The organism is Pseudomonas sp. YH-1, from assembly GCF_051990045.1.
Taxonomy (GTDB): Bacteria; Pseudomonadota; Gammaproteobacteria; order Pseudomonadales; family Pseudomonadaceae; genus Pseudomonas; species Pseudomonas nicosulfuronedens.
This window is the reverse complement of record NZ_CP178184.1, coordinates 6,016,635-6,041,031: the sequence shown is the minus strand read 5'-3', so window position 1 is coordinate 6,041,031 and position 24,397 is coordinate 6,016,635. Positions and strand designations below refer to the sequence as shown.

The 24,397-nt window shown below is 55.2% G+C and carries 28 protein-coding genes, 1 tRNA gene and 2 pseudogenes; 18 read left to right on the top strand and 13 right to left on the bottom strand.

From position 1 onward, the window contains the following. Positions 1-9 precede the first annotated feature (9 nt). From bamC to ACKI1H_RS27825, 4 genes are all read left to right on the top strand, one after another. Positions 10-1,200 carry an outer membrane protein assembly factor BamC gene (gene bamC, locus ACKI1H_RS27840; RefSeq protein ID WP_440466995.1) on the top strand — a complete coding sequence of 397 codons (1,191 nt, stop codon included), beginning with the start codon at positions 10-12 and terminating at the stop codon, positions 1,198-1,200. After that, a complete protein-coding gene (locus tag ACKI1H_RS27835) occupies positions 1,139-1,897 on the top strand; it encodes an MBL fold metallo-hydrolase (protein ID WP_246084954.1) in 759 nt (252 codons plus the stop codon). Before bamC ends, ACKI1H_RS27835 begins: the two co-directional genes overlap by 62 nt. Before the next feature lie 29 nt (positions 1,898-1,926). Next, entirely contained in the window at positions 1,927-2,637 is a 711-nt protein-coding gene (gene purC, locus ACKI1H_RS27830; protein ID WP_045210340.1) for a phosphoribosylaminoimidazolesuccinocarboxamide synthase, read from the top strand. A 94-nt stretch (positions 2,638-2,731) separates the two neighbouring features. Beyond that, positions 2,732-2,821: transfer RNA gene (locus ACKI1H_RS27825), tRNA-Ser, on the top strand. Positions 2,822-2,999: 178 nt separating this feature from the next. On the opposite strand, the gene ACKI1H_RS27820 is transcribed toward ACKI1H_RS27825, so the two are convergent. The 4 genes from ACKI1H_RS27820 to ACKI1H_RS27805 all read right to left on the bottom strand — a co-directional run bounded on the left by ACKI1H_RS27820 (position 3,000) and on the right by ACKI1H_RS27805 (position 5,892). Continuing rightward, positions 3,000-3,257, bottom strand: a complete 258-nt coding sequence (locus ACKI1H_RS27820; RefSeq protein ID WP_316130000.1) for a hypothetical protein — start codon at positions 3,255-3,257, stop codon at positions 3,000-3,002. Then, a complete protein-coding gene (locus tag ACKI1H_RS27815) occupies positions 3,254-3,949 on the bottom strand; it encodes a hypothetical protein (RefSeq protein ID WP_440466994.1) in 696 nt (231 codons plus the stop codon). Before ACKI1H_RS27815 ends, ACKI1H_RS27820 begins: the two co-directional genes overlap by 4 nt. Before the next feature lie 1,197 nt (positions 3,950-5,146). Then, positions 5,147-5,656: a hypothetical protein gene (locus ACKI1H_RS27810; RefSeq protein WP_440466993.1), complete on the bottom strand. Its 510-nt coding sequence runs from the start codon at positions 5,654-5,656 to the stop codon at positions 5,147-5,149. After that, positions 5,653-5,892, bottom strand: a complete 240-nt coding sequence (locus ACKI1H_RS27805; RefSeq protein ID WP_316130004.1) for a hypothetical protein — start codon at positions 5,890-5,892, stop codon at positions 5,653-5,655. The genes ACKI1H_RS27810 and ACKI1H_RS27805 overlap by 4 nt, the downstream gene beginning before the upstream one ends. A gap of 133 nt (positions 5,893-6,025) precedes the next feature. Between ACKI1H_RS27805 and ACKI1H_RS27800 the strand changes: the two genes are divergently transcribed. Then, positions 6,026-6,262 carry a helix-turn-helix domain-containing protein gene (locus tag ACKI1H_RS27800; RefSeq protein ID WP_226285788.1) on the top strand — a complete coding sequence of 79 codons (237 nt, stop codon included), beginning with the start codon at positions 6,026-6,028 and terminating at the stop codon, positions 6,260-6,262. Positions 6,263-6,316: 54 nt separating this feature from the next. On the opposite strand, the gene ACKI1H_RS27795 is transcribed toward ACKI1H_RS27800, so the two are convergent. Together ACKI1H_RS27795 and ACKI1H_RS27790 are read right to left on the bottom strand one after the other, a co-directional pair. Then, on the bottom strand, positions 6,317-8,068 hold the full coding sequence (locus ACKI1H_RS27795; protein ID WP_226285789.1) for an ATP-binding protein: 1,752 nt from the start codon (positions 8,066-8,068) through the stop codon (positions 6,317-6,319). Positions 8,069-8,144: 76 nt separating this feature from the next. Continuing rightward, on the bottom strand, positions 8,145-10,646 hold the full coding sequence (locus tag ACKI1H_RS27790) for a DEAD/DEAH box helicase (RefSeq protein WP_316130006.1): 2,502 nt from the start codon (positions 10,644-10,646) through the stop codon (positions 8,145-8,147). Positions 10,647-10,845: 199 nt separating this feature from the next. Here ACKI1H_RS27790 and ACKI1H_RS27785 point away from each other — a divergent pair, with 199 nt between their 5' ends. Then, a complete protein-coding gene (locus ACKI1H_RS27785) occupies positions 10,846-11,403 on the top strand; it encodes a recombinase family protein (protein ID WP_316130007.1) in 558 nt (185 codons plus the stop codon). A 298-nt stretch (positions 11,404-11,701) separates the two neighbouring features. Here ACKI1H_RS27785 and ACKI1H_RS27780 read toward each other — a convergent pair whose 3' ends face one another. From ACKI1H_RS27780 to ACKI1H_RS27765, 4 genes are all read right to left on the bottom strand, one after another. Beyond that, the gene (locus ACKI1H_RS27780) at positions 11,702-13,156 is read right to left on the bottom strand and encodes a tyrosine-type recombinase/integrase (RefSeq protein WP_440466992.1); all 1,455 of its coding nucleotides are present in this window, start codon (positions 13,154-13,156) and stop codon (positions 11,702-11,704) included. A gap of 352 nt (positions 13,157-13,508) precedes the next feature. Beyond that, positions 13,509-14,015, bottom strand: coding sequence for a tyrosine-type recombinase/integrase (locus tag ACKI1H_RS27775; RefSeq protein ID WP_440466991.1), 507 nt, complete (start codon positions 14,013-14,015; stop codon positions 13,509-13,511). Between the two features lie 287 nt (positions 14,016-14,302). Continuing rightward, positions 14,303-14,626 carry an Arm DNA-binding domain-containing protein gene (locus ACKI1H_RS27770; RefSeq protein WP_440466990.1) on the bottom strand — a complete coding sequence of 108 codons (324 nt, stop codon included), beginning with the start codon at positions 14,624-14,626 and terminating at the stop codon, positions 14,303-14,305. Then, the gene (locus tag ACKI1H_RS27765) at positions 14,623-14,838 is read right to left on the bottom strand and encodes a DNA-binding protein (protein WP_440466989.1); all 216 of its coding nucleotides are present in this window, start codon (positions 14,836-14,838) and stop codon (positions 14,623-14,625) included. Before ACKI1H_RS27765 ends, ACKI1H_RS27770 begins: the two co-directional genes overlap by 4 nt. Before the next feature lie 153 nt (positions 14,839-14,991). Here ACKI1H_RS27765 and ACKI1H_RS27760 point away from each other — a divergent pair, with 153 nt between their 5' ends. Both ACKI1H_RS27760 and ACKI1H_RS27755 read left to right on the top strand, forming a co-directional pair. Continuing rightward, the gene (locus ACKI1H_RS27760; RefSeq protein ID WP_440466988.1) at positions 14,992-15,117 is read left to right on the top strand and encodes a hypothetical protein; all 126 of its coding nucleotides are present in this window, start codon (positions 14,992-14,994) and stop codon (positions 15,115-15,117) included. Positions 15,118-15,787: 670 nt separating this feature from the next. Then, entirely contained in the window at positions 15,788-16,126 is a 339-nt protein-coding gene (locus tag ACKI1H_RS27755) for a hypothetical protein (protein WP_440466987.1), read from the top strand. On the opposite strand, the gene ACKI1H_RS27750 is transcribed toward ACKI1H_RS27755, so the two are convergent. Beyond that, positions 16,111-16,695 (bottom strand): hypothetical protein, encoded by a 585-nt coding sequence (locus tag ACKI1H_RS27750; RefSeq protein ID WP_440466986.1) that lies wholly within the window; start codon positions 16,693-16,695, stop codon positions 16,111-16,113. The two genes, ACKI1H_RS27755 and ACKI1H_RS27750, sit on opposite strands and share 16 nt — an antisense overlap. Between ACKI1H_RS27750 and ACKI1H_RS27745 the strand changes: the two genes are divergently transcribed. From ACKI1H_RS27745 to ACKI1H_RS27715, 7 genes are all read left to right on the top strand, one after another. Further along, on the top strand, positions 16,694-17,035 hold the full coding sequence (locus ACKI1H_RS27745; protein WP_440466985.1) for a YceK/YidQ family lipoprotein: 342 nt from the start codon (positions 16,694-16,696) through the stop codon (positions 17,033-17,035). The two genes, ACKI1H_RS27750 and ACKI1H_RS27745, sit on opposite strands and share 2 nt — an antisense overlap. Before the next feature lie 62 nt (positions 17,036-17,097). Next, positions 17,098-17,439, top strand: a complete 342-nt coding sequence (locus tag ACKI1H_RS27740; protein WP_440466984.1) for a hypothetical protein — start codon at positions 17,098-17,100, stop codon at positions 17,437-17,439. Beyond that, positions 17,436-17,663: a hypothetical protein gene (locus tag ACKI1H_RS27735; protein WP_440466983.1), complete on the top strand. Its 228-nt coding sequence runs from the start codon at positions 17,436-17,438 to the stop codon at positions 17,661-17,663. Before ACKI1H_RS27740 ends, ACKI1H_RS27735 begins: the two co-directional genes overlap by 4 nt. A gap of 1,121 nt (positions 17,664-18,784) precedes the next feature. Beyond that, on the top strand, positions 18,785-19,150 hold the full coding sequence (locus ACKI1H_RS27730; protein ID WP_440466982.1) for a hypothetical protein: 366 nt from the start codon (positions 18,785-18,787) through the stop codon (positions 19,148-19,150). Between the two features lie 1,205 nt (positions 19,151-20,355). Then, positions 20,356-20,604 (top strand): DUF1654 domain-containing protein, encoded by a 249-nt coding sequence (locus ACKI1H_RS27725; protein WP_440466981.1) that lies wholly within the window; start codon positions 20,356-20,358, stop codon positions 20,602-20,604. A 152-nt stretch (positions 20,605-20,756) separates the two neighbouring features. After that, complete coding sequence (locus ACKI1H_RS27720) at positions 20,757-21,062, top strand: hypothetical protein (RefSeq protein ID WP_440466980.1); 306 nt, start codon at positions 20,757-20,759, stop codon at positions 21,060-21,062. Positions 21,063-21,196: 134 nt separating this feature from the next. After that, positions 21,197-21,550: a YkgJ family cysteine cluster protein gene (locus ACKI1H_RS27715; RefSeq protein WP_083196226.1), complete on the top strand. Its 354-nt coding sequence runs from the start codon at positions 21,197-21,199 to the stop codon at positions 21,548-21,550. 37 nt (positions 21,551-21,587) lie between these two features. Here the strand turns inward: ACKI1H_RS27715 and ACKI1H_RS27710 are convergent. Then, positions 21,588-21,990: pseudogene (locus ACKI1H_RS27710) on the bottom strand (hypothetical protein); the annotation flags it as partial. Positions 21,991-22,058: 68 nt separating this feature from the next. Here ACKI1H_RS27710 and ACKI1H_RS27705 point away from each other — a divergent pair. Beyond that, positions 22,059-22,163, top strand: a pseudogene (locus tag ACKI1H_RS27705) (phage minor tail protein L); the annotation flags it as partial. A 45-nt stretch (positions 22,164-22,208) separates the two neighbouring features. Next, the gene (locus ACKI1H_RS27700) at positions 22,209-22,352 is read left to right on the top strand and encodes a hypothetical protein (RefSeq protein ID WP_440466979.1); all 144 of its coding nucleotides are present in this window, start codon (positions 22,209-22,211) and stop codon (positions 22,350-22,352) included. 126 nt (positions 22,353-22,478) lie between these two features. Here the strand turns inward: ACKI1H_RS27700 and ACKI1H_RS27695 are convergent, their stop codons facing one another. After that, positions 22,479-23,561 (bottom strand): acyltransferase family protein, encoded by a 1,083-nt coding sequence (locus tag ACKI1H_RS27695; protein WP_440466978.1) that lies wholly within the window; start codon positions 23,559-23,561, stop codon positions 22,479-22,481. Between the two features lie 116 nt (positions 23,562-23,677). Between ACKI1H_RS27695 and ACKI1H_RS27690 the strand changes: the two genes are divergently transcribed. After that, a complete protein-coding gene (locus tag ACKI1H_RS27690; RefSeq protein WP_440466977.1) occupies positions 23,678-24,211 on the top strand; it encodes a glycoside hydrolase family 19 protein in 534 nt (177 codons plus the stop codon). Positions 24,212-24,397: the final 186 nt, after the last annotated feature.

Genomic DNA, 24,397 nt, shown 5'->3' with positions numbered 1-24,397 from the left:
CTCCCTCGCATGAAGCGACTGGCAGGACTGACTGCGCTCGCCCTGGTTATCGGCAACACCTCCGGCTGCGGCTGGCTGTGGGGCCCGGAAGGCTACTTCCGCGACCGCGGTGACGACTACCTCAACGCCCGCGAAACCGCACCGATGAAGGTGCCCGAGGGCATGCAGAGCAAGCAGCTTGACCCGCTGCTGCCGATCCCGATGAACGTCGCCACCAGCACCGAGAAGGAAGGCGAGTTCGAAGTACCGCGTCCGCAGCCGCTCTCCGGCGCTGGCGAAGTCAGCGATTTCAGCCTGCAGAAGAGCGGCGACTCGCGCTGGCTGGTTGCCCAGCGTCCGCCGGCCGAAGTCTGGCCGGTCGCCCACCAGTTCTTCCAGGACAACGGCTTCTCCATCGCCAACGAACGTCCGCAGACTGGCGAATTCAGCACCAACTGGCAGCCGCTGTCGCAGCTCTCCGCGCCCCTGGCGCGTCGCCTGAGCAGCCGCGTGTCGGGTGTCGAGCCTGACAGCGAAGCGCGCGTTCGCGTGCGCATCGAGCCGGGCGTGCAGACCAACACCAGTGAAGTCTACGTGCTGAGCGAAACCCGCCCGGCCGGTAGCACCGCCAGCGGTGACTGGCCGACCAAGCCGGCCGTACCGAGCCTGGACGCCGCGCTGCTCGACGAAATGATCGCTAGCATGACCACCAGCGCCGAGAAGGGCGGCTCCGTTTCCCTGCTCGCCGCGCACTCGGACTACGACACCCCCGGCGCTGTCCAGTTGAACAAGGACGGCAGCGGCAACCCGGTACTGACCGTCGACTCCGACTTCGACCGTGCCTGGGTCAGCGTTGGCCGTGCACTGGATCGCGCCGACATCCGTGTCGACGACCTCAACCGCAGCCTGGGCGTGTACTACGTCAACATCGCCGAAGGCGCGAAGAAGAAGGACGAAGACAAGCCTGGCTTCTTCAGCCGCCTGTTCGGCGGTGGCGAGAAGACCAAGGAAGAAGAGGACGCCAAGGCCCAGCGCTACCAGGTTCGCCTGACCAGCGTGAGCAACACCGTCCAGATCACCGTCGACAAAGACATCAACACCTCCGCACCGGCTGACGTGGCGCAGGGCGTGTTGGAAAAACTCCAGGAGAGTATGCGGAATGCACTTCGCGGTCCTGGGGAGCGGAAGCCGGGGCAATTCGGCCTTGGTGAGCAGTTCTGACACCCGGATACTGATCGATTGCGGCTTCCCGCTGCGTGAAACCATCCGCCGTCTGGCGCGCCTGGGCTTAGAGCCCGGGCAGCTGGATGCGGTACTGGTCACACACGAGCACTCCGATCACATCAACGGCGTCGAACTGCTGGCCCGGCACCATCGAATACCCGTGTACCTCAGCGCCGGCACCCTGCAGGGAATGCGCAAGCCGGTGACACCGGCGGGGCTGCTCAAATGCGGCGACCGCCTGGTACTGAAAGACCTGGAAGTCACTGCGGTGAGCGTCTCCCACGATGCGCGAGAGCCCCTGCAGTACGTGTTTTCCGATGGCCGGAAGCGCTTTGGCCAGCTCACCGATCTGGGAGCCGCCACGGCGCAAGTGCTGGAATGCTATCGTGGCCTCGATGCGTTGATCATCGAGGCGAATCACGATACTGACATGCTGGCCCGCGGTCCGTATCCCTACCCACTCAAGGTCCGTGTAGGCGGCCAGTGGGGACATTTGAACAACCGGCAGGCCGCCGAACTGGTGGCCCAGCTGGGCTGGGAAAGCTTGCAGCACCTGGTGCTGGCGCATCTCAGCGAAAAGAACAACTCGCCGCAGCTGGCCCGGCAAAGCTTCGTCGACACCCTTGGGTGCGACCCGGACTGGCTGCAGGTAGCCGATCAGCATTCTGGACTCGACTGGCGCACCATCGCCTGAGCCCACCCCCTAAGCAAGCGGAGCCCATCATGGAAAAACGCGAAGAACTCTATCGCGGCAAGGCCAAGTCGGTTTACACCACCGATGACGCCGACCGCCTCGTCCTGCTGTTCCGCAACGACACCTCGGCGTTCGACGGCAAGCGCATCGAGCAGCTTGATCGCAAAGGCATGGTGAACAACAAGTTCAACGCCTTCATCATGCAGAAGCTCGAAGCCGCTGGCATCCCGACCCAGTTCGACGCCCTGCTGTCGGACAACGAAGTGCTGGTCAAGAAGCTCGCCATGATCCCGGTCGAGTGTGTCGTGCGTAACTACGCCGCCGGCAGCCTGGTACGCCGTCTGGGCGTGGAAGAGGGCCTGCAGCTCACTCCGCCGACCTTCGAACTGTTCCTGAAGAACGACGCCCTGGGCGACCCGTTCATCAACGAATCCCACGTTCAGGCGTTTGGCTGGGCGACCCTTGAGCAACTGGCCGAAATGAAGGCCTACTCCTTCAAGGTCAACGAAGTACTGAACAAGCTGTTCGACGACGCCGGCCTGCTGCTGGTGGACTTCAAGCTCGAGTTCGGCCTGTTCCACGGCAAGATCGTCCTCGGTGACGAATTCAGCCCCGACGGCTGCCGCCTGTGGGACAAGGAAACCCGCAAGAAGATGGACAAGGACCGCTTCCGTCAGGGGTTGGGCGACGTTATCGAGGCCTACGAAGAAGTAGCCCATCGCCTCGGCGTACCGCTCTGATCTGACGAGCGCACGCAAGCGCCTGATACCACGAAAAAAATCCTGAAACAGGGCTTCGCCTTCAGGCTTCAAGCTGGTATCATGCGCGCCGCACGGAGAGATGCCGGAGTGGCCGAACGGGACGGATTCGAAATCCGTTGAACTGGCAACAGTTCCTAGGGTTCAAATCCCTATCTCTCCGCCATATACAGAAAAGCCCCGCAAATCAATGGTTTGCGGGGCTTTTTCTTTGGTAGCTGTACGTAGCGATTGTACGTAGAAAATTCTGGTGCAGTGGCCGCCTGCAACCTAGGTGGCAGAGCAAGGACGTGCTGATGGTATGGCATTGCTGACCGTGTTTCGGGCGGGGCTTCCAGGGCTGTTTAGTTTGTCCGCCTTCCAGTGCCATAGCATCCTGAAACCGCGTATCGACGAATACTGCTGAACTTCGAGACCGCGTGAATCCTTTCGATTCTGAGTTGCTCGCTTAGCAAGCGAATCTGGCGCTCGATCCTCCCACCCTTCAGCTTGTCGGCGTCAGGAAGGGTTTTTTCCAGCTCGGCAATTTGTTGCTCCAGCTTGGCGATACGTTGTTTCCGGGTGGGGGCGCGTTTCTTTTTCCCTGTCTTCGTCTGCGTCATTTCCGGCGTCCTGTTCCGGGCCCTCCACCATGAAAGACCTGTGTAGTGGTGTAGAGGGTGTCTCCTTCCGGTATTTGATAGTGGCTGTTCCTGCGTTCGTTTTGGCAGCCTTTGCACATGATAGGAATCCGCTTCCACAGCAGATTGACAACGTAGCTGCATTTGCAGAACCGGCAAGTTTTGGTTTCCCATTGCGCCGGACCCTGCGGCGAAACGGGCTTTGGTGCTGGGGCTACTATCGGTGGTGGTACCGGTTTCGGCTTTGCATTTGGCCTGAAAACGGATTCTGTAGGCCAGGGAGTTTTTGGCTTTGTTCGGACGGAATTTTTATCCCGTACCGGTTGGCGACGCTCAGGATTTGCTCCGCCATTGGACACCTTCGTCTTGGCTGTTTCTGTAGCGCTGAGGGCGCGATTGATTTCGCTGAGCCGGTTCAGCCTGTCCTGCTGGCGCTGGGATCGCTCTGCTTCAGTACGGCGTTGGGATGGATCACTGACAATATCGCCTGTAACGTCATCAATCAGAAGCCCGAGGCGTTTTTTTGCGAGTTCCTGAAATATTCGCTCCGACTCTTCGCTGAAGCCCTGTCCAGGCACGTGCGGACGGGATTGGGCTGTAGCTGTGGGCTCTGCCTTCGCCTCGTCCATGGCTCGCTTCAGTTGACGAAGAACTTCCAGGTTTTTCGCATCCACCGTCAAGACTCCGTTCCTGTAGTTCCGGCGAATCTATCAGCTATTCCGGCTTCGTTGCCATGTCCAGTATCGCTCGGGCAGCCTAGAGATACGGCACGCGAGCATTCCTTAAAGCGTATACCGTTCTACGTAGTTTGCAGCGCATGGCGCTGAATTTTTCGGTGTTCTGTTTAGATTCCCTCGGCCTGCCCTGTATACTGATATTAAAAAGAACTAGATTATTAAAAATCTTGATTTGCATGAAGGGTGCAAGCCTTCGAGCTGCCGCACTAATTCTGCGATCTGCTTTGTTCGTAAATTCATCAGTGCAAGTATGGCAATCTTTTGGGGCGATCCTGATTCATTGTGTATTTTTGGCAGAATATTTTTTGTAAATTTCTAGAAAACTACGTTTAAGTCATATAAATACAAGTGGGTATCGAAATCTGTCGACGGCGAGGAGCTGGCTGGCTTCGCAATAAACCCATTTATCTGTCAATGTCGGGAACCGTTCTCGACTAAAAATCCGAATAGAAAACTCCAAAAGGCGACTGGTCGCGCCGGGTGTGGAGTTCTATGCGATCATGCTACCACCAGACTTTTGCCGGGAAATTGGAATCGGTAAAAGCGGCAGCCTCTGCGCCACACTAGGAACAAGAAAATAACGGACTCCAATAGGATGGCGGCTCTGCAAAAATTCAACCGCCGACTCAACTGAAATTCGCCGCAATGGATTCAGTTGGGTTCCGTAGCTACACCAGAGAACTGACAATAATCGCCGATCGGGCTACCCCGGCGAGCGTCACCATAGAAATATGGATACGCAGTCAATTGCGGATTCGAACCGGGACGGTCTTCAAACCATTCTTCGAATTTATCCGTGACAGGATAAATTCGCCCAAACATTCTTCAACGGAATTAATAATTTCAAAAATACAAAACCTTCAAATATTCAAGAATTTCAAATCCACCAAAACTCTGAAGATGAAATATTGATTATCGCCGCCAGAGTCCACAAGATGGACGACAAGGCGATCCCGAAGGGCAAAGAAAAAATTCCAAGAATTTGAAAAATCAAGATATTCCAGGGGGTCAAAAATGCAACCAATATCACTTCCAGCTACAATTTATTGCATCTCAGCAGGAATGTATATTTTCTTAGCATGCAGCGTTTTTGGAATCATATGAAAAACCCCGTATTCACGGGGTTTTATAAAATCACAGAACCTCAACGGGCATGGCCAAGCAATCCATCAGCATAACTGGCAACGCCTGTTTGCAGTGCAGAGCGAATTTCTGTCCAGCATCATACTGTGCGGCGAACTCCATCGTAGTTAAACCTCCTTGTGGGGAAAACTTACCGTCTGCATTTCTCACCCACGGCCCAAGTTGGTAAGGGAACAGTATCGCGGTTATTTCCTTTCCAGCTCCAGCATCAAGCACCAAATCAGCATCTGAATCGTTCCGCATCGCGATCCGTTTCAACGTTCCAGCATAATAATGGGGTTTATCGTATTTGACTTTTGCACGGGCTTGATTGGCTTGCCATTCGCCGGGTATCACCTTGATATCGATGGCGTCATTTGAAGATTCAGATGCCATTGCCTCAGCGATACGCTCTTTCAGATCGCCCATTTCCATCGGTCCAATGGCGCATGCCCCGCTCGCCACCGCAGTCAACACCGCTCCGCAAATCCAGGTGATGGGCCGAATGCGTTTCATAGTCATTTTTTGGTCCAGCCTTCGCCACCAGTCGAGGGATTCACGGCTTCTACTTTCGTGACCAGCCCGCCCAAGAATACGAACAGCCCGAGCCCCAGCACGGTTGCAGTGACCTTCACGGCAACTTGGATCGCTCCAGGCCAGCCTGTTCCAATCACGTACTGAAACGCCAAAGCGCCTGTAATGAAGCCTGCTGGGAGCGAGGAAGCTGCTAGGAACAGACCGAAATACACCTTCTTCATCATCATTTCCTTTTGACCGATGGCTTGTCGTCGTTTCGGCTGTCATGGTGCCCCGTATTTGGAAAATTCACAATATGTTGTGAAGACCTTGGCGCGTAGCTTCGTGACAGTTCCCCTGTGGAAGGGGGGTCACTTGGATATTATCGAAGCGTTCGGAAAGGCTCTCCGCAAAAGGCGGAAGGAAATGGGGTTAACCCAAGAGCAGCTTGCTCATGAAGCAGATATCCAGCGAAATTATGTCAGTCTGATTGAACGTGGTGTGAACCAGCCGACGATCACCATTCTATTCAAGCTAGCTGACGCCCTGAATTGCAGTCCATCTTCGTTAGTTGAAGATGCGGAGATTCAGCTGAAAACAGGATCTTCGTAATTATACGATTCGAAATTATGGCTTCCTGCTTCATTACAGTTGTGTGGAACACCGCTATTCTTGGCTTTTTATCCGTAGCTGCCATTGCAGTTGTCGCCGTGCTGTAGAGTTTATGTCTGAAAAAAGCATTGTGGATACATTGGGTTCCATATTCTGCATGGGATAATCCGCCGACCGTTTCCCACCTATGATAAGTACTTTGACTGGTTTGCTGACGTGCTTGATAAAGTCATGTCGGTAGCCAGTGGCTTGCTGGTAGTCCGAGAAATTCAGCGCATGCGATGGACGTTTGAATTCAATCAATAGATACTCACCGTTCAGGTTCTCGTTCAGTAAAAGATCTGGGCGCTTGCTTGCCAGTTCCCCCTGATATGATTGCATCAAGTAGTCTTCTACCTGGCGTTGCAAGGTTTTGTTCGAACTGAATAGCGAGTACTCTGGGCCGAGAATCCAAAGGTTATGTTCGATTGCCTTGTGGATAGTCGATTCAAGGGTATTGTCAGAGATAGTCAACTGCTCCAGTTGATCAAGAAACGTAGAACGAGCTAACGCTTGTTCCACAAGGAATGCCATATCTGCCAATCCAAAGTAGTCCAAAGATTCCGCCAGCGCGACTACATCACGTCGTGGGGCCTCCGCTAAATGCTCGACAACGATTCGATAATCGGAACGCTCCAATGCTTCTAGTACAACAAAAACGATCGACTCTACCTTGTTGGATGGTTCGTCATAATATTTTTCGAGTACTTTCTTAATGGCTCGGTCTGCGTAGGCGCGCTTGAACTCCGGTAATGCAGCTAATCGCTCATGGACTGTTTTCTGTAAGCGTGCATGGGCCAGACGGATTTCTGTTCCATGAGTCTCAGTAAAGGCCGTACGCAGTTTTTCCTGTACATATTCAGCGACTTTCTGAAACCGTTCGCTGTTCTCCACCACAGAGTCCCAGCCTGCTGTGACATGTTCACTTAACCCGTCAGCTTCAATTTCCCCATACATCTTTCGAAGAAGTTTTGGCGGGAAATCATCACATTGATCGAGCCCAAAGAAGCTTGGCTTGCCAACGGCCTTACCATCGACCATCAGAGTTATGCCCGGTTCGCGAAGGCCTGTTTTTCCACTGCTGATGGAGAAACGCAGTGCCACATCACCTGCTTCTGGGAGGCAGGCAGTATCCTCGGTGTAAGTTCCCTCTAAATCATCAATGGCCAAAGGCTTGCCATCGATAACAATGGTAAAATCTTTTTGTCGCCCATATTCTTGGATCAAAAGTTGTCGAAGTCGATTTGGATTTGGGTATACCAATCCCTGATGCAAGCTGGACAGTATGATTTCGGTTCCGTGCAGGTCTTGGGGGCAAACTTCAACAGTGGGTCTGATGGGCAGATGTTCGATATCTGTCACTTGCTCCAACTCGTCCAGGCTCAGAGTAAAACTGACTTCACTGCCACGTGCTCGGGTTGTTAGTTTCATCACAGAGGCAGCCATAAGGCCGGCGAATTTTCCAACACCTTTGCGACCTTTGATCGGTCTCTGCTTCCTGGCAGTCCGTTCCCCTCGCCTTACTCGCCGATCTGATGCGATTTTCAGATACTGGCTACTGAGCTCTTGGCCTGTCATACCGGTTCCATCATCGGCAATGATGATCGGTTCGTTGCTCAGGGGCGCCGGTAGGGAGATGTATACCTGCTCGGCATCCGCGTCCCAAGCGTTGTCGACCAGCTCTTTCAATGCCTTTTCAGTTGATGAATATTCCTGGCTCAGCAAGGTGGCAAGTCGTGAGTCGACCTGAAAATGCAGCTTTTCCATTGTGTAATTACTTCCTTGTGCGAGCCCATCGGTCATCCTGATGGGCTGCAATTTTGTCGAGTTACTTTGATAGCGTTTAAGCTTCGACGAAAGGTGTCAGATACCCAACCAGTCGATCCGCCCTGACAGGTGATCGGTCGATCAGCTGTTGGCAATGACCCTCCAACTCGATATCGGTTAGTTGTGACTCACATAGTTCTTTCAGCAACACGCGGGCATCTGCAGCCAGCGCCATTAACCGATCTATGGTAAGGGCATAACTGCCATGAGCGGCAGCGGCGGCAGTTGCCTTGTTCGTTGGATGAACGACAACGCGAAGGCAGGTATATCCCGCGTAATTTTTGTCGAACCACTGCTCTGCTACGAGCAGTTGACCGTGTTCTTCCTTGGTCAATGCATTTTTGTCCAGCTTGCGGCTCTTGGCTTCTAGAATCAGCGCTGTTTTGGTTGGCAGCAGCCACAGGACGTCCGGCCCTTCGCCGCCATCATCATGACGTTCTGTCGAAAGGCCTATCAGGCCTCCGAGCTCCGTCAACGCTTGCTCGAATTGATTGGCAGAGGCATTGGGGTTGAGTTTCGAGACCACTTGGTCAAAGTGTTGCAGCAGGCCGCGTCGAATGCGGTACCCGCGCAGCTGATACGCGATAGCTGCACCTTGAGCCCCAGGCATGGGTAGCGGTCGGTAGGGCGGCGTGATACGCGGACGCAAGAGGTTGCGGTTCACAGCAAATGCCGCACGTTGCAGCTCGTCGCTGCGGTCATTTTGCCCCCAATTGTTTGCGATACGTCCTGCCAACTGAAGCAGCCAGCCACGTGTTTGATCGTCTGGTGGTTCCTGCGCATTCGCTGCCTGATCTAGCCTGGCAATCGCTTTGTCGAAGTAGCCGTCAGCCCAGTTGTTGAAAGCTTTGCGTTCAGCCGCTGCCACGTCGAAACGACTGGGATCAGGTGCATCTTGCTCAACAATCTCTGCCAGCGTGCCCGCGTGATAATCGACCCAGCCAGCATCCCTCTGGATACTCAGCATTATCGTATGGGATAGATCGTTAACGTCTTTCACTTCTTTGCTGACTGTTGAACCCATTTCCAATTGAGCGCGGGTCGCGCTTGTAAGCAGCTTGAAGTTGGCGTCCTTGGCGATCCATCCAGCCAAGTCCGAGCCGACGAGTAACACGACGCAATGGTCACCTGCTCCGCGTGCTCCACGTCCTATGCCCTGTTCAATGCGTTGCGCAAGCATACGGCTGATCGTGGCGCCACCGTATAGAGTGGCTGCGCGCAATAATTCATAATCAGACGTGCCTGCCGGAAGACCTTCCATGACAAGAAGTCTGCAGGAGTCCCCGGGCAAGTCGATGCCATCGTAGCGATTTGCAAAAACAACCGGACCGTTAGTCTTGCGCAACTGCAGCGCCTCGATCTTTTCTTCGACCTGGCTTGGGCCCTCGGCAAATTCGGCGACATCCTCCCACGCCTCGGCTGCATAGTTGGAGTGGACAAGAACGATGGCGCCCAGGTTTTTGCGCGCGACATCTTGCAGCAATTGCTTCGTGACCTCGATTGCGTTGAAGTCGAACTTCATGAGGCTCGGGATCAGGACCATGCGTTCGCTGATCCCTGCCAGCGATCTTGATGTTAAAGCATTGTTAACGTGGCGCGGGTCGGCATCGAATGTCCGCACAATCTCGCTATCATCGGCGATGGTGGCCGACATGTAGATGCGGCGCGGCGTATCCGCGAAGGTTGGAAAACTGCTGACCAGCGGAAGTACCGATGTAACGGTAAATGCCGTGCTACTGATCAGTGCGTGACACAGATGTAGGTTGTCGCGTAGCAGCGGCCAGGCGAACGGGGTGTCATCGCCATCGCAGCGCAGTAACTCACGAGCTGCATCGATCTGCTCTTGCCATGCCCAGTAAGGCACTTCAATTACAACGTTGCTGCGACCGGAAACGGTGTCGTCGAAGGTTCCTAGCCGGTCGATGTCCCTGAATGAGGCTCGGAACAGTGTACACAGTGCGTCGTACCGCTCCTGATCTTCCTTGGACGAGATTTCGAGCGTGAACGACTCGCGTACAACAGAAAAAGCTACGTGTGCGTCATCAAGGATCACTGCCCCAGTCTTGATCGGCATACGGCCGCCCCGGACGCCGAATTTGCTGAAGCCGTTGAATAGCGCTTTGTAAGACGCAACCATGATGGCCTTGCCGTTCACAAACTCATCCGCCAGTGGCTTACCCCGAGCGTAAGGCACTGCGGCGATCCCCAGAGACCGAGCTTTATCCAGCGTCTGATTGACCAGTTGTGTTGTCGGCGCAAGGTAAAGCACGGGTTCTTTGAGTTCATTCAGCGTCGACTGTGCGATCAGCAGACCGACGAGCGTCTTCCCGCCTCCGGTATGTAGCTTTACGACCGTATCCCGCTCGTTCCTGCGGTTAAACCATGCCTCCAGGACTTCTGCCTGGCTGGTATACAGGTCGTTAATACCTTGCGGTTTCGGCATTCGCCGGAAGATTTCCAGCGGATCTATTGGCGCGGGCCGCTGGGACTGCGATTTGAGCTTGTTGAAGTCCACCATCCTTGTTTCCTCGTGTCGTTGCTGCGCGTACGAAGATACATGATTCAACATAATTCACTGGATATCGACATAGGTACAACAAACGACCGTATTTGACACCAGCACATGGACTACGGCGAATTGGTGTCAAAAATATGGGATTGACATTTTGATCCTATCGCCAATAATGACACCACCTTTTTGACCACAGGTGTCCGCGATGAGCCGCGTTTTTCTCTACGCCCGCGTATCGACAGCAGATCAGACCACAGCAAACCAGCTGCACGAGGTGAAGACGGCCGGTTTTGACATCAAACCAGCTAGGGTTGTCGAAGAACAGATCAGCGGCAGCGTGCCCACTTCCGAGCGGAAAGGGTTTCAAAGTCTGTTGGCAAAAATGGAAGATGACGACGTATTGGTCGTCACCAAGCTTGACCGTCTAGGCAGAAACGCCATGGATGTACGTGCAACAGTCGAGATGCTGCACTCCAAGGGCATCAAGGTTCATTGCCTTGCATTGGGTGGCGTCGACCTTACATCGGCAGCGGGGAAAATGACGATGCAGGTACTAGGGGCGGTGGCAGAGTTCGAACGCGACTTGCTGATCGAACGAACCCAAGCCGGGCTGCAACGAGCCAAGGCTACAGGTACGAAGCTCGGGCGTCCGAAAGCCGCATCATCAGAAGCAGTGCAGAAACTGAAGACGGACGGACTTTCCCAATCAGCAGTCGCCAATCAACTCAGTGTCAGCCTTTCCACCGTGAAACGACTGTGGTGATTTGACACCTCAGGGTAAGCAGCAAGGCCGCCTAAGGGCCATGGCAAGCTCATCGGGGGCATACCGCAGGGGAGACACTAAAACAGCGAGAAAACGCTTCTACGTGGCCAGGAAGCGGGCTTCGTAGGGGCGAGGGGCGAGGGGCGGGGGAAAGGGGCGTTTCGATGGTGCCAAAACAAGGGGCACGGGGACTGAGGCTCGGCAGCCGGTCTTACTATTACCCATGCCATTGATGGGGGCGTGAAACAAATTCGTTGCACATATTAAATGCCTTCACGCCACTTACAATAATAATTAATCAGCTTAGTGCTGGAAGCTTCAGCAATGCATCCAGTTTCTGATTAATTGACGCACCTTGGCTGTAGACGTCGAACGTCACAGTTCCAGTCTCATGGCCTACTAACTCAGCGACCAGTACGCCTGGTACACCTGCCCTGATTAGTTGGGTTATGACAGTCTTCCGTATGGAGTGAAATACTCGGTCAGGGCCGAATCCCAGCGAAGTCTTGAGTCTGCCGAAAGACTTGACGAATGGGTCTGAACGAATTCCGTATTTGCTGCGGCTGCTGCTTGGGATTAGGAATTCATCGGTTGATCTTTCGATGAGGCCGGATACGACTTCTTTAATTGCTGGATGGATGGGGACAACCCTGACGCCAGCTGCAGTTTTGCTGTCGGTTATATCGATGCTTTCTACGCCATCAATCGTTATTAAATCTCGTTTCTGGATTTTACAGATTTCCTCTATTCGAGCACCGGTATATGTCCCGAGCAGGATGATATCTGCAAGGGTTGATTGATTCGATTTTACTGCTGCCGAATGAATCAACTTTATTTCAGTCATGGAAAAGTCGCGTCGCTGGGCCATTACACGTGCTGTGCCACGTACTACAGGTAAATCATGCCCTTCGAAGGGGTTTGCTTTGCCCTTATGATCAATTCGCCAGCGTTCATCATATTTCATGGCCCATTTCCAAAACACGCTACCGGATAGAAGATATTGTGCAAGGGTCTTGCTTGATAGCTTCAGCGAGTCAATCCAGGCTGAAACCGAATCGAAGTCCAATGGCTTCCCAGTTTCTGTAAGATAATCGGACAGTTTCTTCAGTTTTGAATCTTGCTGATCAATCGTTTTTTTTGCGATTTTCCTGCTGTCACGAAATGCATTGAATGCAGCGAGGCGAGATCTGGTAATTGGTGATTTTGGTTTATATGTCTGCGGGCTGGACAGTATTTCATCTAGTTCTTTCTTCTGGTCTGGCTGTAGTTTGTATTTTGTATCTAGATCTAGAAACAAAGAAAACTTTGCCGCCTCGTGCAGCATGTTTTGAATTCTTAGGTCGCCTGCGATGCCGTTGGGGAATTCCTGTTCAACGAGTTTCTCCAGCCTTTTAACAATGCCTGGGTATTTTTTTTCGAAAGCCTCGACCTCTGCTGCTGAAACGTTAATCGGCGGATGTGGCTCCCCAATAATTTTCAGTTTTCGGTTTCGTTTAAATTCTTCAAGTTCGGCCACTGTTTTTTGAACTTTGTCTTGCCATCCCTCCGGAAGCGAGTTTTTTTGGCGAGCCAGTTTGATCTGTGCTTTCCAGGTGGCAAGGATTGGAAGACGAAGCTCCATTGCTTCGCGGTGGACGCCGGTCTTCAGCGATTGTGACAATATCCGGCGACCGCCGAAGGCCTTCCGCACGTCAGGGGGGATGGCAAGCCGCACGTGGTACGTGCTTCCTTGCAGTTCAAGGTTATGGGCCATGTTGAATTCTCATCGGTTACGTAGCGATTGTACGTATTTATTGTACGTAAAACACCCGTGAGATGCAGATTCTGTGCGGGTTCTGTGGTGATTGATGGTTTTATGTCGTATCCCTATCTCTCCGCCATTACATATGGCCGAAGCCCCTGAAATTCATAGAGTTTCAGGGGCTTTGTCTTTTCTGGATCTGCCATTTAGGACAGATTCCAGCACTTACAGGCCCCGCTGCACCCTCCTAGGCCTGCTCTCTGAATCCCATCATCTGCGACACAATCGCCGCCGTGCTCTTGGTGTTCGCCGGAATCCACCGGCCATAGTGCTTACTCATCATCGTTGTGTCTGTGTGCCCGAGCTAGCGCGCTACCCACTCGACAGGGACATAACTCGAGAGAGCCTGACTTGCGAATGTATGCCGGCATTGGTTCGCGCCGCGGTGACGAACGCCCGAGCGCTTCAGGTGCTGGGTAAACCACTTGCTGACTGTCTTCGCCGCCCAGTGCAACCCGCTGATGCAGTTCCGGAGCAGTATGCGGGCTTCCTCCTGCTTCTCCGTCACGTTGTCCCGTTGAGTGACCGTGATCTGCATTGGCGCGGCGGCCTCTGCATCCTTGAGGATATCGTCCAGCAGGGTCAGGGCTGGGTCGATCAGCTCGACGAAGCGGAGGCGGGCACGCTCCTTCGGCGCCTTGGACTCGCTGATCACCCGGGCGCGCCGTACCCAAACCCCGCCAGCCTCTCGATCAACGTCGTCGACGCCCAGGGCAATGATCTCGCTCAGGCTGAGTCCGGCCCAACAGTTGAACAACACCATGCGTACGCTGGCCATGCGCGCCGGGTCCCCGGCTGCAATCTTCTCCATCTCCTCCCGCGTGAACGGGGCGGCCGTCTCCTGTTCGTCGTCCGCCTCGATATTGGTGATCCGCTCGAGCGCATTGCTCTTGATGATCCCGTCGCCGACACACCCCGGACCACGGTGAAGATGTCGTTCACCGTATTGGGCGCCAGGCCCTTCTTCAACAGTCCCGCCTGGAACAGATCCAGGTCGCTCTTGCTGATGTCCACGATCTTCCGTGAACCTGCCCAGCGCTCAACGTGACCAGCCTTGCTGACGTAGTTGTCGACAGTGCTGCTTGCCTTCTTCGCGCGCTAGACGTCCAGCCACCGATCTATACCCTGTTTCACCGTTCGCGCGGCGTTGGCGCCGCTGACGCCGGCCAGGGCCAGCGCCCGCTTCGATTCCGGGAAGTGGGCGGCGTAGTCGAATCGGCCCTCGGCGATCTCGGTGACGATCAGCAACCGCTTGTTGCCGGCGTAACGTATGAGCGCCTTGGACACCTTGGCGCTCTGGATCTTTTCCCTACAGCGCTCTCCGCGGTACATGAAGTGGATTCGAACACTGCTGCCGTTGAGTTCTATGCCCTCCGGCAGCTTGTCTACGCCGACGGGGAGCTTTGCCTTTGCCGATGTCACAGCTTGCCCTCCAGCCACTCGTCGATTGCCTTGCAGCAGTAGACCACGCGGTTTGCGGGGGCCTTCCGCCAATGCTTGTCCTCCAGCCATACGCCGGCCAGGTGGTATTTCTTCGCGGCATCGGTGCTGATTCCCCAGATGGGCTTCGGCAGTTCCTGTCGCAACCACTTTCCAGGCTGTACTTGGTACGTGATTTTCTCAGCAGCGCCCATGGCGTTACCTCTCTGCACCAGCAGGTGCCGGCGGGTTAAGTTTTGGGGGGAGTTGGTGAAAACGGCCGCGCGTTGATATCTATCAGTGGGGTGTCGAGCGGGGAGGAAGAGACTTAAGTCAGGCGCAGTGAGCGCTGCCTAAAGGATCTGAAGATGAAAGCTATGTCCGCTCTGGTAGATCTGATTAGCAGTAACGATGCCGTTGTAGCGCTCGGCGTGTTTTCCCTGATTGCAGGCGCGTTTGCCGTGTCTTCGGTATTGCTGCTTGGCGTGAGCTGAGGCGGATAGCCTCAATGCGGCAACCTTCGTAAGGGCAGGCCAGCAGCGCAGACAGTCTCATTCTCGGAGTCTTTTCTGGTGCCGCGGCAGAAGGTGGGACGGGATCGAAGCCGGCCGCGGCCGACTCTTCATAATTTCTGGGCATGATGAATCCTTGCGCCTGCTGGCGCGGAACTTGTTAGGGGGAATGGGTCTACTGATACGGCTGGCCCGTCCCGTCGGCATCGGGCGATGCTTCATCGGCGGGGCGGGGTGGTCATATCCTTCGGTGCCGTTCGTCGCCGCTTGGCGAGCGCCTTGCTGAAATGCGACTTGAGTCGGATGGCGGGGTAGGGTTGCGAGAATAGAATCCGCGCCTGCATGAATTTGCGGTGCTCGCAATGATCCGGATCAACAAACTGTCTGAACTGCGCTCAGCTACTGAGCTCGGTCTTTCTCGCCAACTCACTGACGCTGAAGAACTTGCCCTCCGCGAGCTCATATATGGCTCCGGCGAAGCAGAGGCGACCCCCACCTTTTCCAGCGCTCAGGACTCGGCTTTCGCTCGGCAAGCATTGCTACGGGGCTGAGTTCAAGGGATAGCCCTATGCTCCCCGCGCCGTAGTGGCGCAATGGCATGGAGTGGGATAGGTTCGGATGGCCCGGCATGGGGCCGGATCAAGGAGGGGAAATGCCTGATTTCAGAATCGTCGAGATCGTGTTCGACAACACCAAGGTCTTCTACCGGTATGAGACCGTTGGCCGATCAGGTATTGGTGGTGAGGACAGTCCTCCTTATCCCTCCGCAAAGATCCTTGGGCACTTCCGTGGCACTGGCCGCGATCGTATTAGGAATGGCAACCAGCCAACGGATGTGGAGAGCGCTGCACTTAACGCGAACTTTGCTGTAGGCCGGGTGATGGTGACACTTTCTGGAACTAGGAAGCAGGCTAACGCGGATAGGATTAATATCGTTCAAAAGGCTATTGCGGCAGGCCAGTACCATGTTCTCAATCATCCGAATCGTTGATTGAGAACTGGCCGCACAGTACATCTAGCCAGTTCAACCAGCCATTCAGCCAGATCCGGTGGCGTGTGTTCCCGCTTGGCCTTGGTGATTGAAAGGAGCCTTGGATAGCTCTTGGTTGGCTTGACGCAGTGAGTTGGCTTGTCTGTACGGCATGGGATTACTGGGATGCCTGATGGAGAGCAGCCGACGACGTACAGCCAGGTCGCCTTCTCTGCTCGATGGCCCCAGTGGAGTTGCTCAATCTCGACTGTCCACCCTCCAAATTCGTCGGGAAACTCGCCGGGATGAGGCATGTGGCAGTGATTGAAGAGCGTGCTTTCCGCTGGATGTTCAAGCACACCACCCCACGTTCTGACTTGGTCGACTGCCCAGATATCCAGCGCTTTTTCGTCAGGCCGTCCCTTCGCGAACTGGCGAAGCCGCCCCCACATTCGGCACGTCGGGTGTGCCACAACTGACACGTCACCGGCAAAGGTGCGGGCGTCGCGATCTGTGTCGAATACGTCAGTTCCGGCCATTGCCTTGTAGTTGCTGTCCTGGCGCGCGAACAAAATCGCTACGTCTTTCATGGCTTCTCCAGAGTGGAGCCCCGCCGCGCCGCACTTAGGAAACGTCCTATTGCGACGATGGGGGCTGGTCGTCAGGGTTCTCGCTCCAACGAAGGAGCGGATTCATATGAGGGTGTGGTTCAGGGCGATATCAGTTGCCCTTGTGGTGCTCAGCACGAATGGCTGCGCGAGTTCGTTGGGGCATCTGTTCGATCCATGCCCGTACACTGGCGTGCAGCTCGATCTGAAGTCCTGGGATGTGGTGGGGCCTCTGAGGATCGTTGACCTGCCATTCTCTGCAGTGCTCGACACTGTCCTGCTGCCAATCGACCTGATCGATAACCGAACCTGCAACTGGTAGAGCGCCGCCGCGCCGCTGTCGTAGACTCGGCGAACTTTTTGCGCTGCTCAGGGATGGTGGTGATGCGATTCGTGAAGGTGTTTCTGCTGCTCAGCTCGCTGGTCTTCTGCACAGTTCTGATCGGTGGCGTAGGTGGCGTTCTAATGAAGCAGTTTCCCAGGGCGGTGTTCAACTCTGATGAGGATAGGGTCGCCTTCGTGGCGAAACTGAATGCCGGCTTAAAAAATGGCGGAGCTGCGATGGAAGAGGCCAAGCGACTGAACGAGGAATTCAGCGCCAAGGTTGTGTTGCGCCAAAGAGCAGTGCTCTGGGGGCAGATTTTCGCCTATGTCCTCGTTGCTCTGACGGCTACGCTGCTCTATCTCCGTTCCACGCCGAAACTCGCTAACAAGGAGTCAGCATGAACGCCAAGGAAATGGCCGAGTCGGACCGGTTGTATGCAGAGATCAACGCCAAGATCCGAGCCCTGGATGAGTTCGTTGAAAGCAACGACGAGGACTCGCCCGACTTTCTCCCGCAGTTGAAAGCTCACCAGGAAGCGCTTGAGTTAGCTAACAAGCGCTGGCACGAGTACGCGCCGTCGCGGTCCCGGTTCTGGAGTTTCCTGGCAAAGCTCTTTAGGAAATAGAACAACGTGCCGCGAGTGCAGCGGATCGCAGCTACGTTTACTTTCTGGCGGGAACTTAACTCAGCGAGTGCATCACGCAGCTCCAAGTGCCGGATTGAACGACGCCGAGATGTGCCTGTTTCCCCTACGTTGTAGAGCGTCATTGCACTGTTATCAAATGGGGGAGAGCAGGGTGGCTAATCTGACGTCTTCGCCGACTTCGATCCACCAATCGTGGTCGTGTTGAACCAATAGTCCGCCGCGATATAGCGGGTCTCGGGTAATTTTTTTTATCTGCCTGGTCGAGGCTTCAGGGTCTACAGAATCACACAGAACCAGAAGACACGGCGCACCTTGTTGAATTGCTTCGACATGCGCTAAGCGCTCGTTGTAACCGAGATTCTTTGGGTCGTGCTCGTACTTCTGCAAATGTGTCAGTTGTACGCATTGGCGTCCGGGGTGATTTGGCAAGCGCTCAATGCAATATGCGATCTCGCCAAACGCGAAGGATGACTGTCCCATTCGGGTGGATTGCGCCCCTCGACCATCGCTTCGCGCGAAGTGGCGCTCCTACTCGATCAAACAGTGTGCTTGATTGAGTCTTGATGAGCTGGCGTGGTTGAGCGAGGGCACACGATGATCCGCTCCAAGTTCTGGGTCACATGAAAATATAAGCACAACGCTGCCACTGCGCCCTCCCGACCTGAATTACCCAATTAGCCTTCAGCTCCTAGGTCGTTGCGCTTGAGGGTCGAGAGGCGCTTGGCGTAAGCCTCCGCATCGGCCCAGGAGCGCCGGAAGCCCACAACCTTATCGGTAGCGCTGTCGACGATGTGCCAGAAGCCCTTTCCAGCAGACTTGATCTGGAAGGCCGGTTTCTCCACTTTGACGGTACGACGCTCCTGGAAAGCAGCGCGCGGCGGCGGATTGGGTCAGTAGCTCTGCTAGCGGCGGGCGAATGTTCAGCTGTTGCATATCGATCACCTCGTCTGGGTGGTGGCTTGTTTGTGCTTACACTCGAAGCGCCGGCCGTTCTGTGGAATCGCCTGATTGAGTGATGCTGTCTTGCTATCATTCGAGATAAGGCGTGCACGCTGCCTGAGCGGCACAGGGAAAGGGCAATTGAATATCGGGAGACAAAATTGGCTAAAGGGAAACTGGGCGGATTGCTTCTTAAGGGCTGCGTTGCGCTTGCCGTACTCGCCGTTGTGACGAAGATCTACGCCGCGCTCGTTGTTCTGCTGGCCATCGTGTTGCTGTATTGCTTGATTACTCACCCGAAGCCAACCTTTGGCTTCCTGATGATTGGGCTTTTGGGGGTTCTACTTAAAAAGGTCCCTGACTCAATAATCACTTACGGCTTTGCTTTCGTTTGTCTCTGCTGGGGCATTTCGCTTCTGAAAAACAGGCCCATGAAAAGTGCAGCTCTAGATGAGTCGACTCCTCCTGCTGAGGAGGGCGGTGAGGTTTCGAAACTAGCTGCCGAGTCCAATCAGCCGGGGGCTTGACCTCCCGTTCCTTCATCCTATGACTATCCTTCGCTCGACCATAACTCCCCCGCGATCTGGGCGGCTTCGAGGCTTTCGAAGTTGTCAGTGTCCGGGGGGAGGCCGCAGCCTGGCTGCCACCGGCTGAGGACGTGTAGAGACTTTGCGTAGCTGCTGACGGTCGCCCAGCGCTGGGCACCGGGTGTGCCTAGGCGGCTGACGTGCGGGAAGGGCTGTGTCCAGGTCAGGGAGTTCGTTGCTTGCGTGGTCATCTTCTTTCCGTCCCGCTCAGCGCATGCTCAGCTTTTCTGCTTGAATTCGAAGCGTCGTTTAGGCGCCGGGCTTTGGCGCAGGGAGTTTTAGGACAAACATGGACGAGCGCGGCGCTACCGTAGGGCGGTTGCAATGGTCGAATCTTCGGCTGTTGCGTAAAGCAGCTTTGTCATTCCTTCTGATTGGCCCACCCCTCGGAGCTTTCGGCACCCTGTTGCCTGGCTTAATCGCCAAATTCCTAGGGCATGGGTGGCATTCCGCGAGTCTCAGCGGCGTTCTAACAGCTGTCGTGCTATTCACTCTATTCGTGTACTACTGGGGTTCCATGCCAGCCTTACTCTGCGGACTGCTCTATGGGGTGCTCTTGCTAGCGATAGGAAAGCGAGAGCCATTAGCGCTGCCATTTAGGCTAATTGCCGGCGCTCTCGCGGGCATGGCTGCAAGCGCTATCCTCTCCCCGCTTTGGTCTGTCATCCCCATATTCTTCATAGCTGGAGCTATAGGTGGGGCTGCCTCGGCTGCCTGCCTGCGAAAGCTGTCCTGTTCTTAGCGTCTTGCACATCCCAAAGCGCCCTCCAGGGAAGGCGCTTCAGTGATGCTTTCCGCCGGAGCCACTGCGGGCGGAGCCGACCTTCACACCTGCTTGCCGGGTCATTCACACGGTTTGGCGCTTCGCCGGGCTCCACCCTTCTGCCCCTCAGTTGGCCTCTGGATGGGGGCGCCGGTCTCTGGTAGCGACAGGTGCTGTGTTCGTCATTGAGTGTGTTGTTAAAGAGCGGTCGGCTCGGTGGCCTGGCGCCGTAATACGTTGGCGTTGAGCAAGTCATGCGAAGACGTATGGATTATGTCAATACGCTTCCGTATGGAAATTCCACAGCGTCAGATAGTCGGAAAGCCGTTGAGGGATGATTCGCCTCTGAATACGGCGCCACATACAGTATTGGCGGGGAGCAATGGCAATGACGAAGCAAGCGGTCTCGGCAACCAAGGAAAGCGGCCTCCATGAACTGGACCGGTTGTGCCTACGGATTTCGGCGATGGTAGGAAGCTCCAAGGCTCCGGCCGATCGGCGCGTGGTGATCTGGCGCCTGGACAGCGACACAGATGAGGCGTGGAGCCAGGAGATGGGGGAGCTGGCAGAGACGGACGGCCTGGTGGTGATGACCAAGCTCGAAGACGCAACAGCAGTGCTGGAGTGGTAGCCAGCCGAGGAGGAGGGCGAGGGCGCCCAAGGAGAAGGGGAGGACCTACGGGCCGACTTAAAGGTGCAGTACCTGCGCGACCAGCCTGCGCCGTTTTGATTGACTGACAGGATGAGCAAACTGGCACAATACCGCTTTCTAACGGAGGTTCTATGAAACGGATTTTGACTACTGTTGTGCTGTCCTCGGTCGCTCTGCTGGCCCATGCGGAAAGAGACACCTGTGCAGAAGTAGCTGACGCAGCGGAAGCATCCATGCAGGCACGCCAGCTTGGGCTCACGATGCTTGAGCTCTCTCGTTCAATGGACGAGGCGGGCGTTCCCGCAGCACAGAAGAAGGTGGCGATGAGCATTGCCGCCAAGGCATACAAGAGGCCCATCGTGGAGGGTTCTGAAGCCAAGCTCAAAGCGGCCCAGGAGTTCGGCAACGAGGCCTACATCGGCTGCACCGGCGGCTGATTGCCTTATAGAACCTATCTCAGGTTACGAGGTGTTGGAACTGTCTGCACTCTGGCGCTGAGGTGACAACCTCCTGGCCGAAGGTGACGGGTGGGCGCGTATGTATAATCCGCGCCCCCAACCAGGACGCGACAATGAACAGTGTGAGCCGCAGGATTGATCAATTGCGTCGGAGAATCCCCGGCTTTGAGTGTAAGCCTGGCTGTCACGACTGCTGCGGGCCGGTCACTGCGTCTTCGGTAGAGTTGGCCCGGCTGCCAGCCAAGAGCGAGGCCGAACATGATGCGGCCCTGGCCGAGTGGAACTGTGTCCACCTTGGTCCGAATGGATGCGAGGCCTACGAGCAGCGGCCGCTCATCTGCAGATTGTTCGGCACAACGCCCAAGATGCCTTGCCCGGAGGGAAGGGGGCCTGAAGTCCCTACTGATGAATCAGTTGTGCACCAGGTCAATCAGCTGATCGCCAGTACGAGACAGGTTCTGGTTTAGACAGACCAGAAACAAAAGCCTCACGGTGCGGGGCCCATATTCTGATCTGCTCGAACTTCTCAGGTTCGGTAAATCGCCAACTGACCTTGAACGCTGCGCCACCACTAATGAGTGATGATTGTTTGATGATTACTGGCCACCAACGAACCAGATTATGTGCTTTCTTCCAGTAGTCCTCTTGGCCTCACTTGCTTCGCAAGGCAGAAAATCGGGATGCCGCTTTCACGAAAGGCTCTCCGCCCGATATCCCCCTTCGTGAACTTGTCCTGCGATATGACAGCCCACCCTCCTTCCGCGGCAAGTGCAGCGATCCAATCTACGTCTGGTGTGCTCATGGGGCTGTCCCGCAAAAGGGACTACCGCATGACCATCAGCCTTGCCGAGCTCGTTGAGGGCCCTAGCAAGAGACGGAGGAGGTTGTTGTCGATAAGAAAATTCAAGCGGCCAGTCCATGCTCATAGGTGACCGCAGCTTCCACTGCTGCGGGCTTTATCTCGTATAGTGCCGCGACGACAACCCGACCGACGACCCGGCGAAGGACCAGTGTACCGGGCTCCATCGGTCCTGCAATAAGCGTTGGGGGCAGGGCAACCAGTTACTCGTCGGCGGATTCCTTTTTGGTGACGGCGCGGAATGGAGCTTTACCGAAGAGCAGCCCGTGTATCAGGGCCGCGACGATTCGAAGATGATTCCCGACATGATCGCCATGCTGCTGGCCATCGGTCTGCAGGAGTCGCGATTCACCTACCGCCGCCAGATGGGCAACGGTCCCGCGAAGTTCTTCTGGCAGGCTGGGGTTTAGTGGCGTGATAAATATTGCGCCTATGGGGCTGCGTTACTAGCTGAAGACGACACCGGTGAGTGCGATATTACGTCCGTCGAGGAAATGATAGGCGGCCTTCCTGAAATGGTGTGGCCGACCCAGATATCAGACAGCATTGCCTGCCAAGGAGTGTTGGCTTGCTGATGTTCTAATTCCACTTCTAGCTTTCGTTAGCCTCCGGTCAACTAAGTGCACCACAGCAATGCTGGCGATTATGGTGATGGTTGATCCAAGTGCGAATACCTGAATGCTTCTTATAGGATGGTCGGTTCCGATAATCTTCCAAGCGATGAATCCGAATACGTACTGCCCCAAGAACATTGGGTAGGCAAGGTCGCCGAGCCACTTGTCTAGCCATCCAAGTGATCCGTCCTGTCTGGATCGATTTATTAGGATTATTCCAGCGAATGCCAGTGCGTTATTCAGGTAGTAATAGATTGAGCCTACGATTTGCTCTACTGAGGTTGATAGCTTCCAATTTATCGAGAATGCAATTATGAGTAGCAGTGTGCAGGGAACTGCTTGGCGTGCACTCAGCTTTCTAGGCTTGCTGATCCTTACGATATGATATGCCAATGCTCCAAGGCCGAATGGCAGTAATGCTGCAGGGACGGGGAAGTATCCAAGGCGCATATCAGCCCCCGAGCTGATCACGTAAGCTTGCCATAGCACCCCGACCATCACTGTAGAAAGTGATGCAAAGACACTACGCGATGAGTAAAGCCAGAGAAGGAAGTAGCAGGCGATTTCCACCCCAACAGACCAAGTGGATGGGACGAGTCTGAAGAGCGGGGATGTGCTTTCAAACGCTCCAGATCCAAGGAAGTTAACTGGAACAACGTCGTCGGAGAAGAGAGCCCAGGGGAAAATTAGAGAGTTCCCGAGAGTGTCTTTTATACCGATGCTGGAAGTCCAGGAGATGTGGAATTGAGAGTAGCCAGAAAGTGCCACGCAGAAGACTACGCTGCATGCTGCGATCGCGAAATATGACGGGTAGAGGCGCAAGAACCTATTTGCGGCGAAAGGATACAGTTTGAACTGATAAGACTCGTTGAGGACGAGTGATATTAAGAATCCGCTTATGACGTAAAAGCAGTTGACCGAAAGCTGTCCTAAGTTTGGAATGGCTGCAGTCAAATGGAATGCAATTACGCAAAATGAAAGAAGAAATCGGATCGTTCCAAGCATTTGAATATTCCGTTGCGCGGATTCTGATGGCTTAACACCATCCATCGAACAGCAGTTGGCCCAGATTCTACCGAAAGCCGGCAGGTGTGCCGGTTTTTTTGTACCAGGAGAAGCAGATGCCACTCACCGAAGCGCAGCTCCTGCGCATCTACGCCAATGCCAGCCAGAGAGCTGGCGTTTCTGTTCCTGCGCTCAACAGGGCGATGGAGCGGTGCCAGATCAACACGCCGGCGCACCAGGCTGCATTCCTTGCCCAGATCGGGCACGAGTCTGGTCAGCTGAAGTGGGTGAAGGAGATTTGGGGTCCGACGCCCGCGCAGTCTTGCTATGAAGGCCGGAAGGACGTGGGCAACATGGAACCAGGCGATGGCCGTCGATTCTTTGGCCGCGGCTTGATTCAGGTAACCGGCCGCGAGAACTACCGCCGTACTGGCGCTGCCCCTGGCGTCTCGCTGCTGGACAGGCCGGAGCTGCTCGAGCAGGTCGAGTGGGCTACGGCGTCGGCCGTCTGGTGGTGGAGTGGCCGAGGCCTGAACGAACTTGCTGATGCCGGCGAGTTCGAGCAGATCACCCGCCGCATCAATGGTGGCCTTAATGGTCAGCGCGAGCGCCTGGAGTTGTGGGCGCGTGCTAAGGAAGTGCTCGCGTGAACCTCATCTCATGGAAGGCTTTTGCGCTAGTGCTCACAGCCGCTCTGCTGATCGGCCTGGGGGCCGCTGGCGGGGCGCGGCTCAGTTCCGAGCAATACGCGCCGCAGCTCCAGGAGAACAGCAACAAGTTGGCGGCCTGCACAGCAGCAGGCGGGACAGCACTACGCCGCCGCGCAGCGCCTGCAG

Bases quoted from the DNA above. Each gene is read 5' to 3' on its own strand.
- ACKI1H_RS27820 (WP_316130000.1), bottom strand. From the start codon at position 3,257: ATGACGCAGACGAAGACAGGGAAAAAGAAACGCGCCCCCACCCGGAAA.
- ACKI1H_RS27725 (WP_440466981.1), top strand. From the start codon at position 20,356: ATGGCAATGACGAAGCAAGCGGTCTCGGCAACCAAGGAAAGCGGCCTC.
- bamC (WP_440466995.1), top strand. From the start codon at position 10: ATGAAGCGACTGGCAGGACTGACTGCGCTCGCCCTGGTTATCGGCAAC.
- ACKI1H_RS27785 (WP_316130007.1), top strand. From the start codon at position 10,846: ATGAGCCGCGTTTTTCTCTACGCCCGCGTATCGACAGCAGATCAGACC.
- ACKI1H_RS27720 (WP_440466980.1), top strand. From the start codon at position 20,757: ATGAAACGGATTTTGACTACTGTTGTGCTGTCCTCGGTCGCTCTGCTG.
- ACKI1H_RS27735 (WP_440466983.1), top strand. From the start codon at position 17,436: ATGAACGCCAAGGAAATGGCCGAGTCGGACCGGTTGTATGCAGAGATC.
- ACKI1H_RS27795 (WP_226285789.1), bottom strand. From the start codon at position 8,068: ATGGAAAAGCTGCATTTTCAGGTCGACTCACGACTTGCCACCTTGCTG.
- ACKI1H_RS27760 (WP_440466988.1), top strand. From the start codon at position 14,992: ATGAAAGCTATGTCCGCTCTGGTAGATCTGATTAGCAGTAACGATGCC.
- ACKI1H_RS27755 (WP_440466987.1), top strand. From the start codon at position 15,788: ATGCCTGATTTCAGAATCGTCGAGATCGTGTTCGACAACACCAAGGTC.
- ACKI1H_RS27775 (WP_440466991.1), bottom strand. From the start codon at position 14,015: ATGGAGAAGATTGCAGCCGGGGACCCGGCGCGCATGGCCAGCGTACGC.
- ACKI1H_RS27740 (WP_440466984.1), top strand. From the start codon at position 17,098: ATGCGATTCGTGAAGGTGTTTCTGCTGCTCAGCTCGCTGGTCTTCTGC.
- ACKI1H_RS27790 (WP_316130006.1), bottom strand. From the start codon at position 10,646: ATGGTGGACTTCAACAAGCTCAAATCGCAGTCCCAGCGGCCCGCGCCA.
- ACKI1H_RS27835 (WP_246084954.1), top strand. From the start codon at position 1,139: ATGCACTTCGCGGTCCTGGGGAGCGGAAGCCGGGGCAATTCGGCCTTG.
- purC (WP_045210340.1), top strand. From the start codon at position 1,927: ATGGAAAAACGCGAAGAACTCTATCGCGGCAAGGCCAAGTCGGTTTAC.
- ACKI1H_RS27745 (WP_440466985.1), top strand. From the start codon at position 16,694: ATGGCTTCTCCAGAGTGGAGCCCCGCCGCGCCGCACTTAGGAAACGTC.
- ACKI1H_RS27780 (WP_440466992.1), bottom strand. From the start codon at position 13,156: ATGGCCCATAACCTTGAACTGCAAGGAAGCACGTACCACGTGCGGCTT.
- ACKI1H_RS27715 (WP_083196226.1), top strand. From the start codon at position 21,197: ATGAACAGTGTGAGCCGCAGGATTGATCAATTGCGTCGGAGAATCCCC.
- ACKI1H_RS27750 (WP_440466986.1), bottom strand. From the start codon at position 16,695: ATGAAAGACGTAGCGATTTTGTTCGCGCGCCAGGACAGCAACTACAAG.
- ACKI1H_RS27810 (WP_440466993.1), bottom strand. From the start codon at position 5,656: ATGACTATGAAACGCATTCGGCCCATCACCTGGATTTGCGGAGCGGTG.
- ACKI1H_RS27765 (WP_440466989.1), bottom strand. From the start codon at position 14,838: ATGGGCGCTGCTGAGAAAATCACGTACCAAGTACAGCCTGGAAAGTGG.
- ACKI1H_RS27805 (WP_316130004.1), bottom strand. From the start codon at position 5,892: ATGAAGAAGGTGTATTTCGGTCTGTTCCTAGCAGCTTCCTCGCTCCCA.
- ACKI1H_RS27695 (WP_440466978.1), bottom strand. From the start codon at position 23,561: ATGCTTGGAACGATCCGATTTCTTCTTTCATTTTGCGTAATTGCATTC.
- ACKI1H_RS27690 (WP_440466977.1), top strand. From the start codon at position 23,678: ATGCCACTCACCGAAGCGCAGCTCCTGCGCATCTACGCCAATGCCAGC.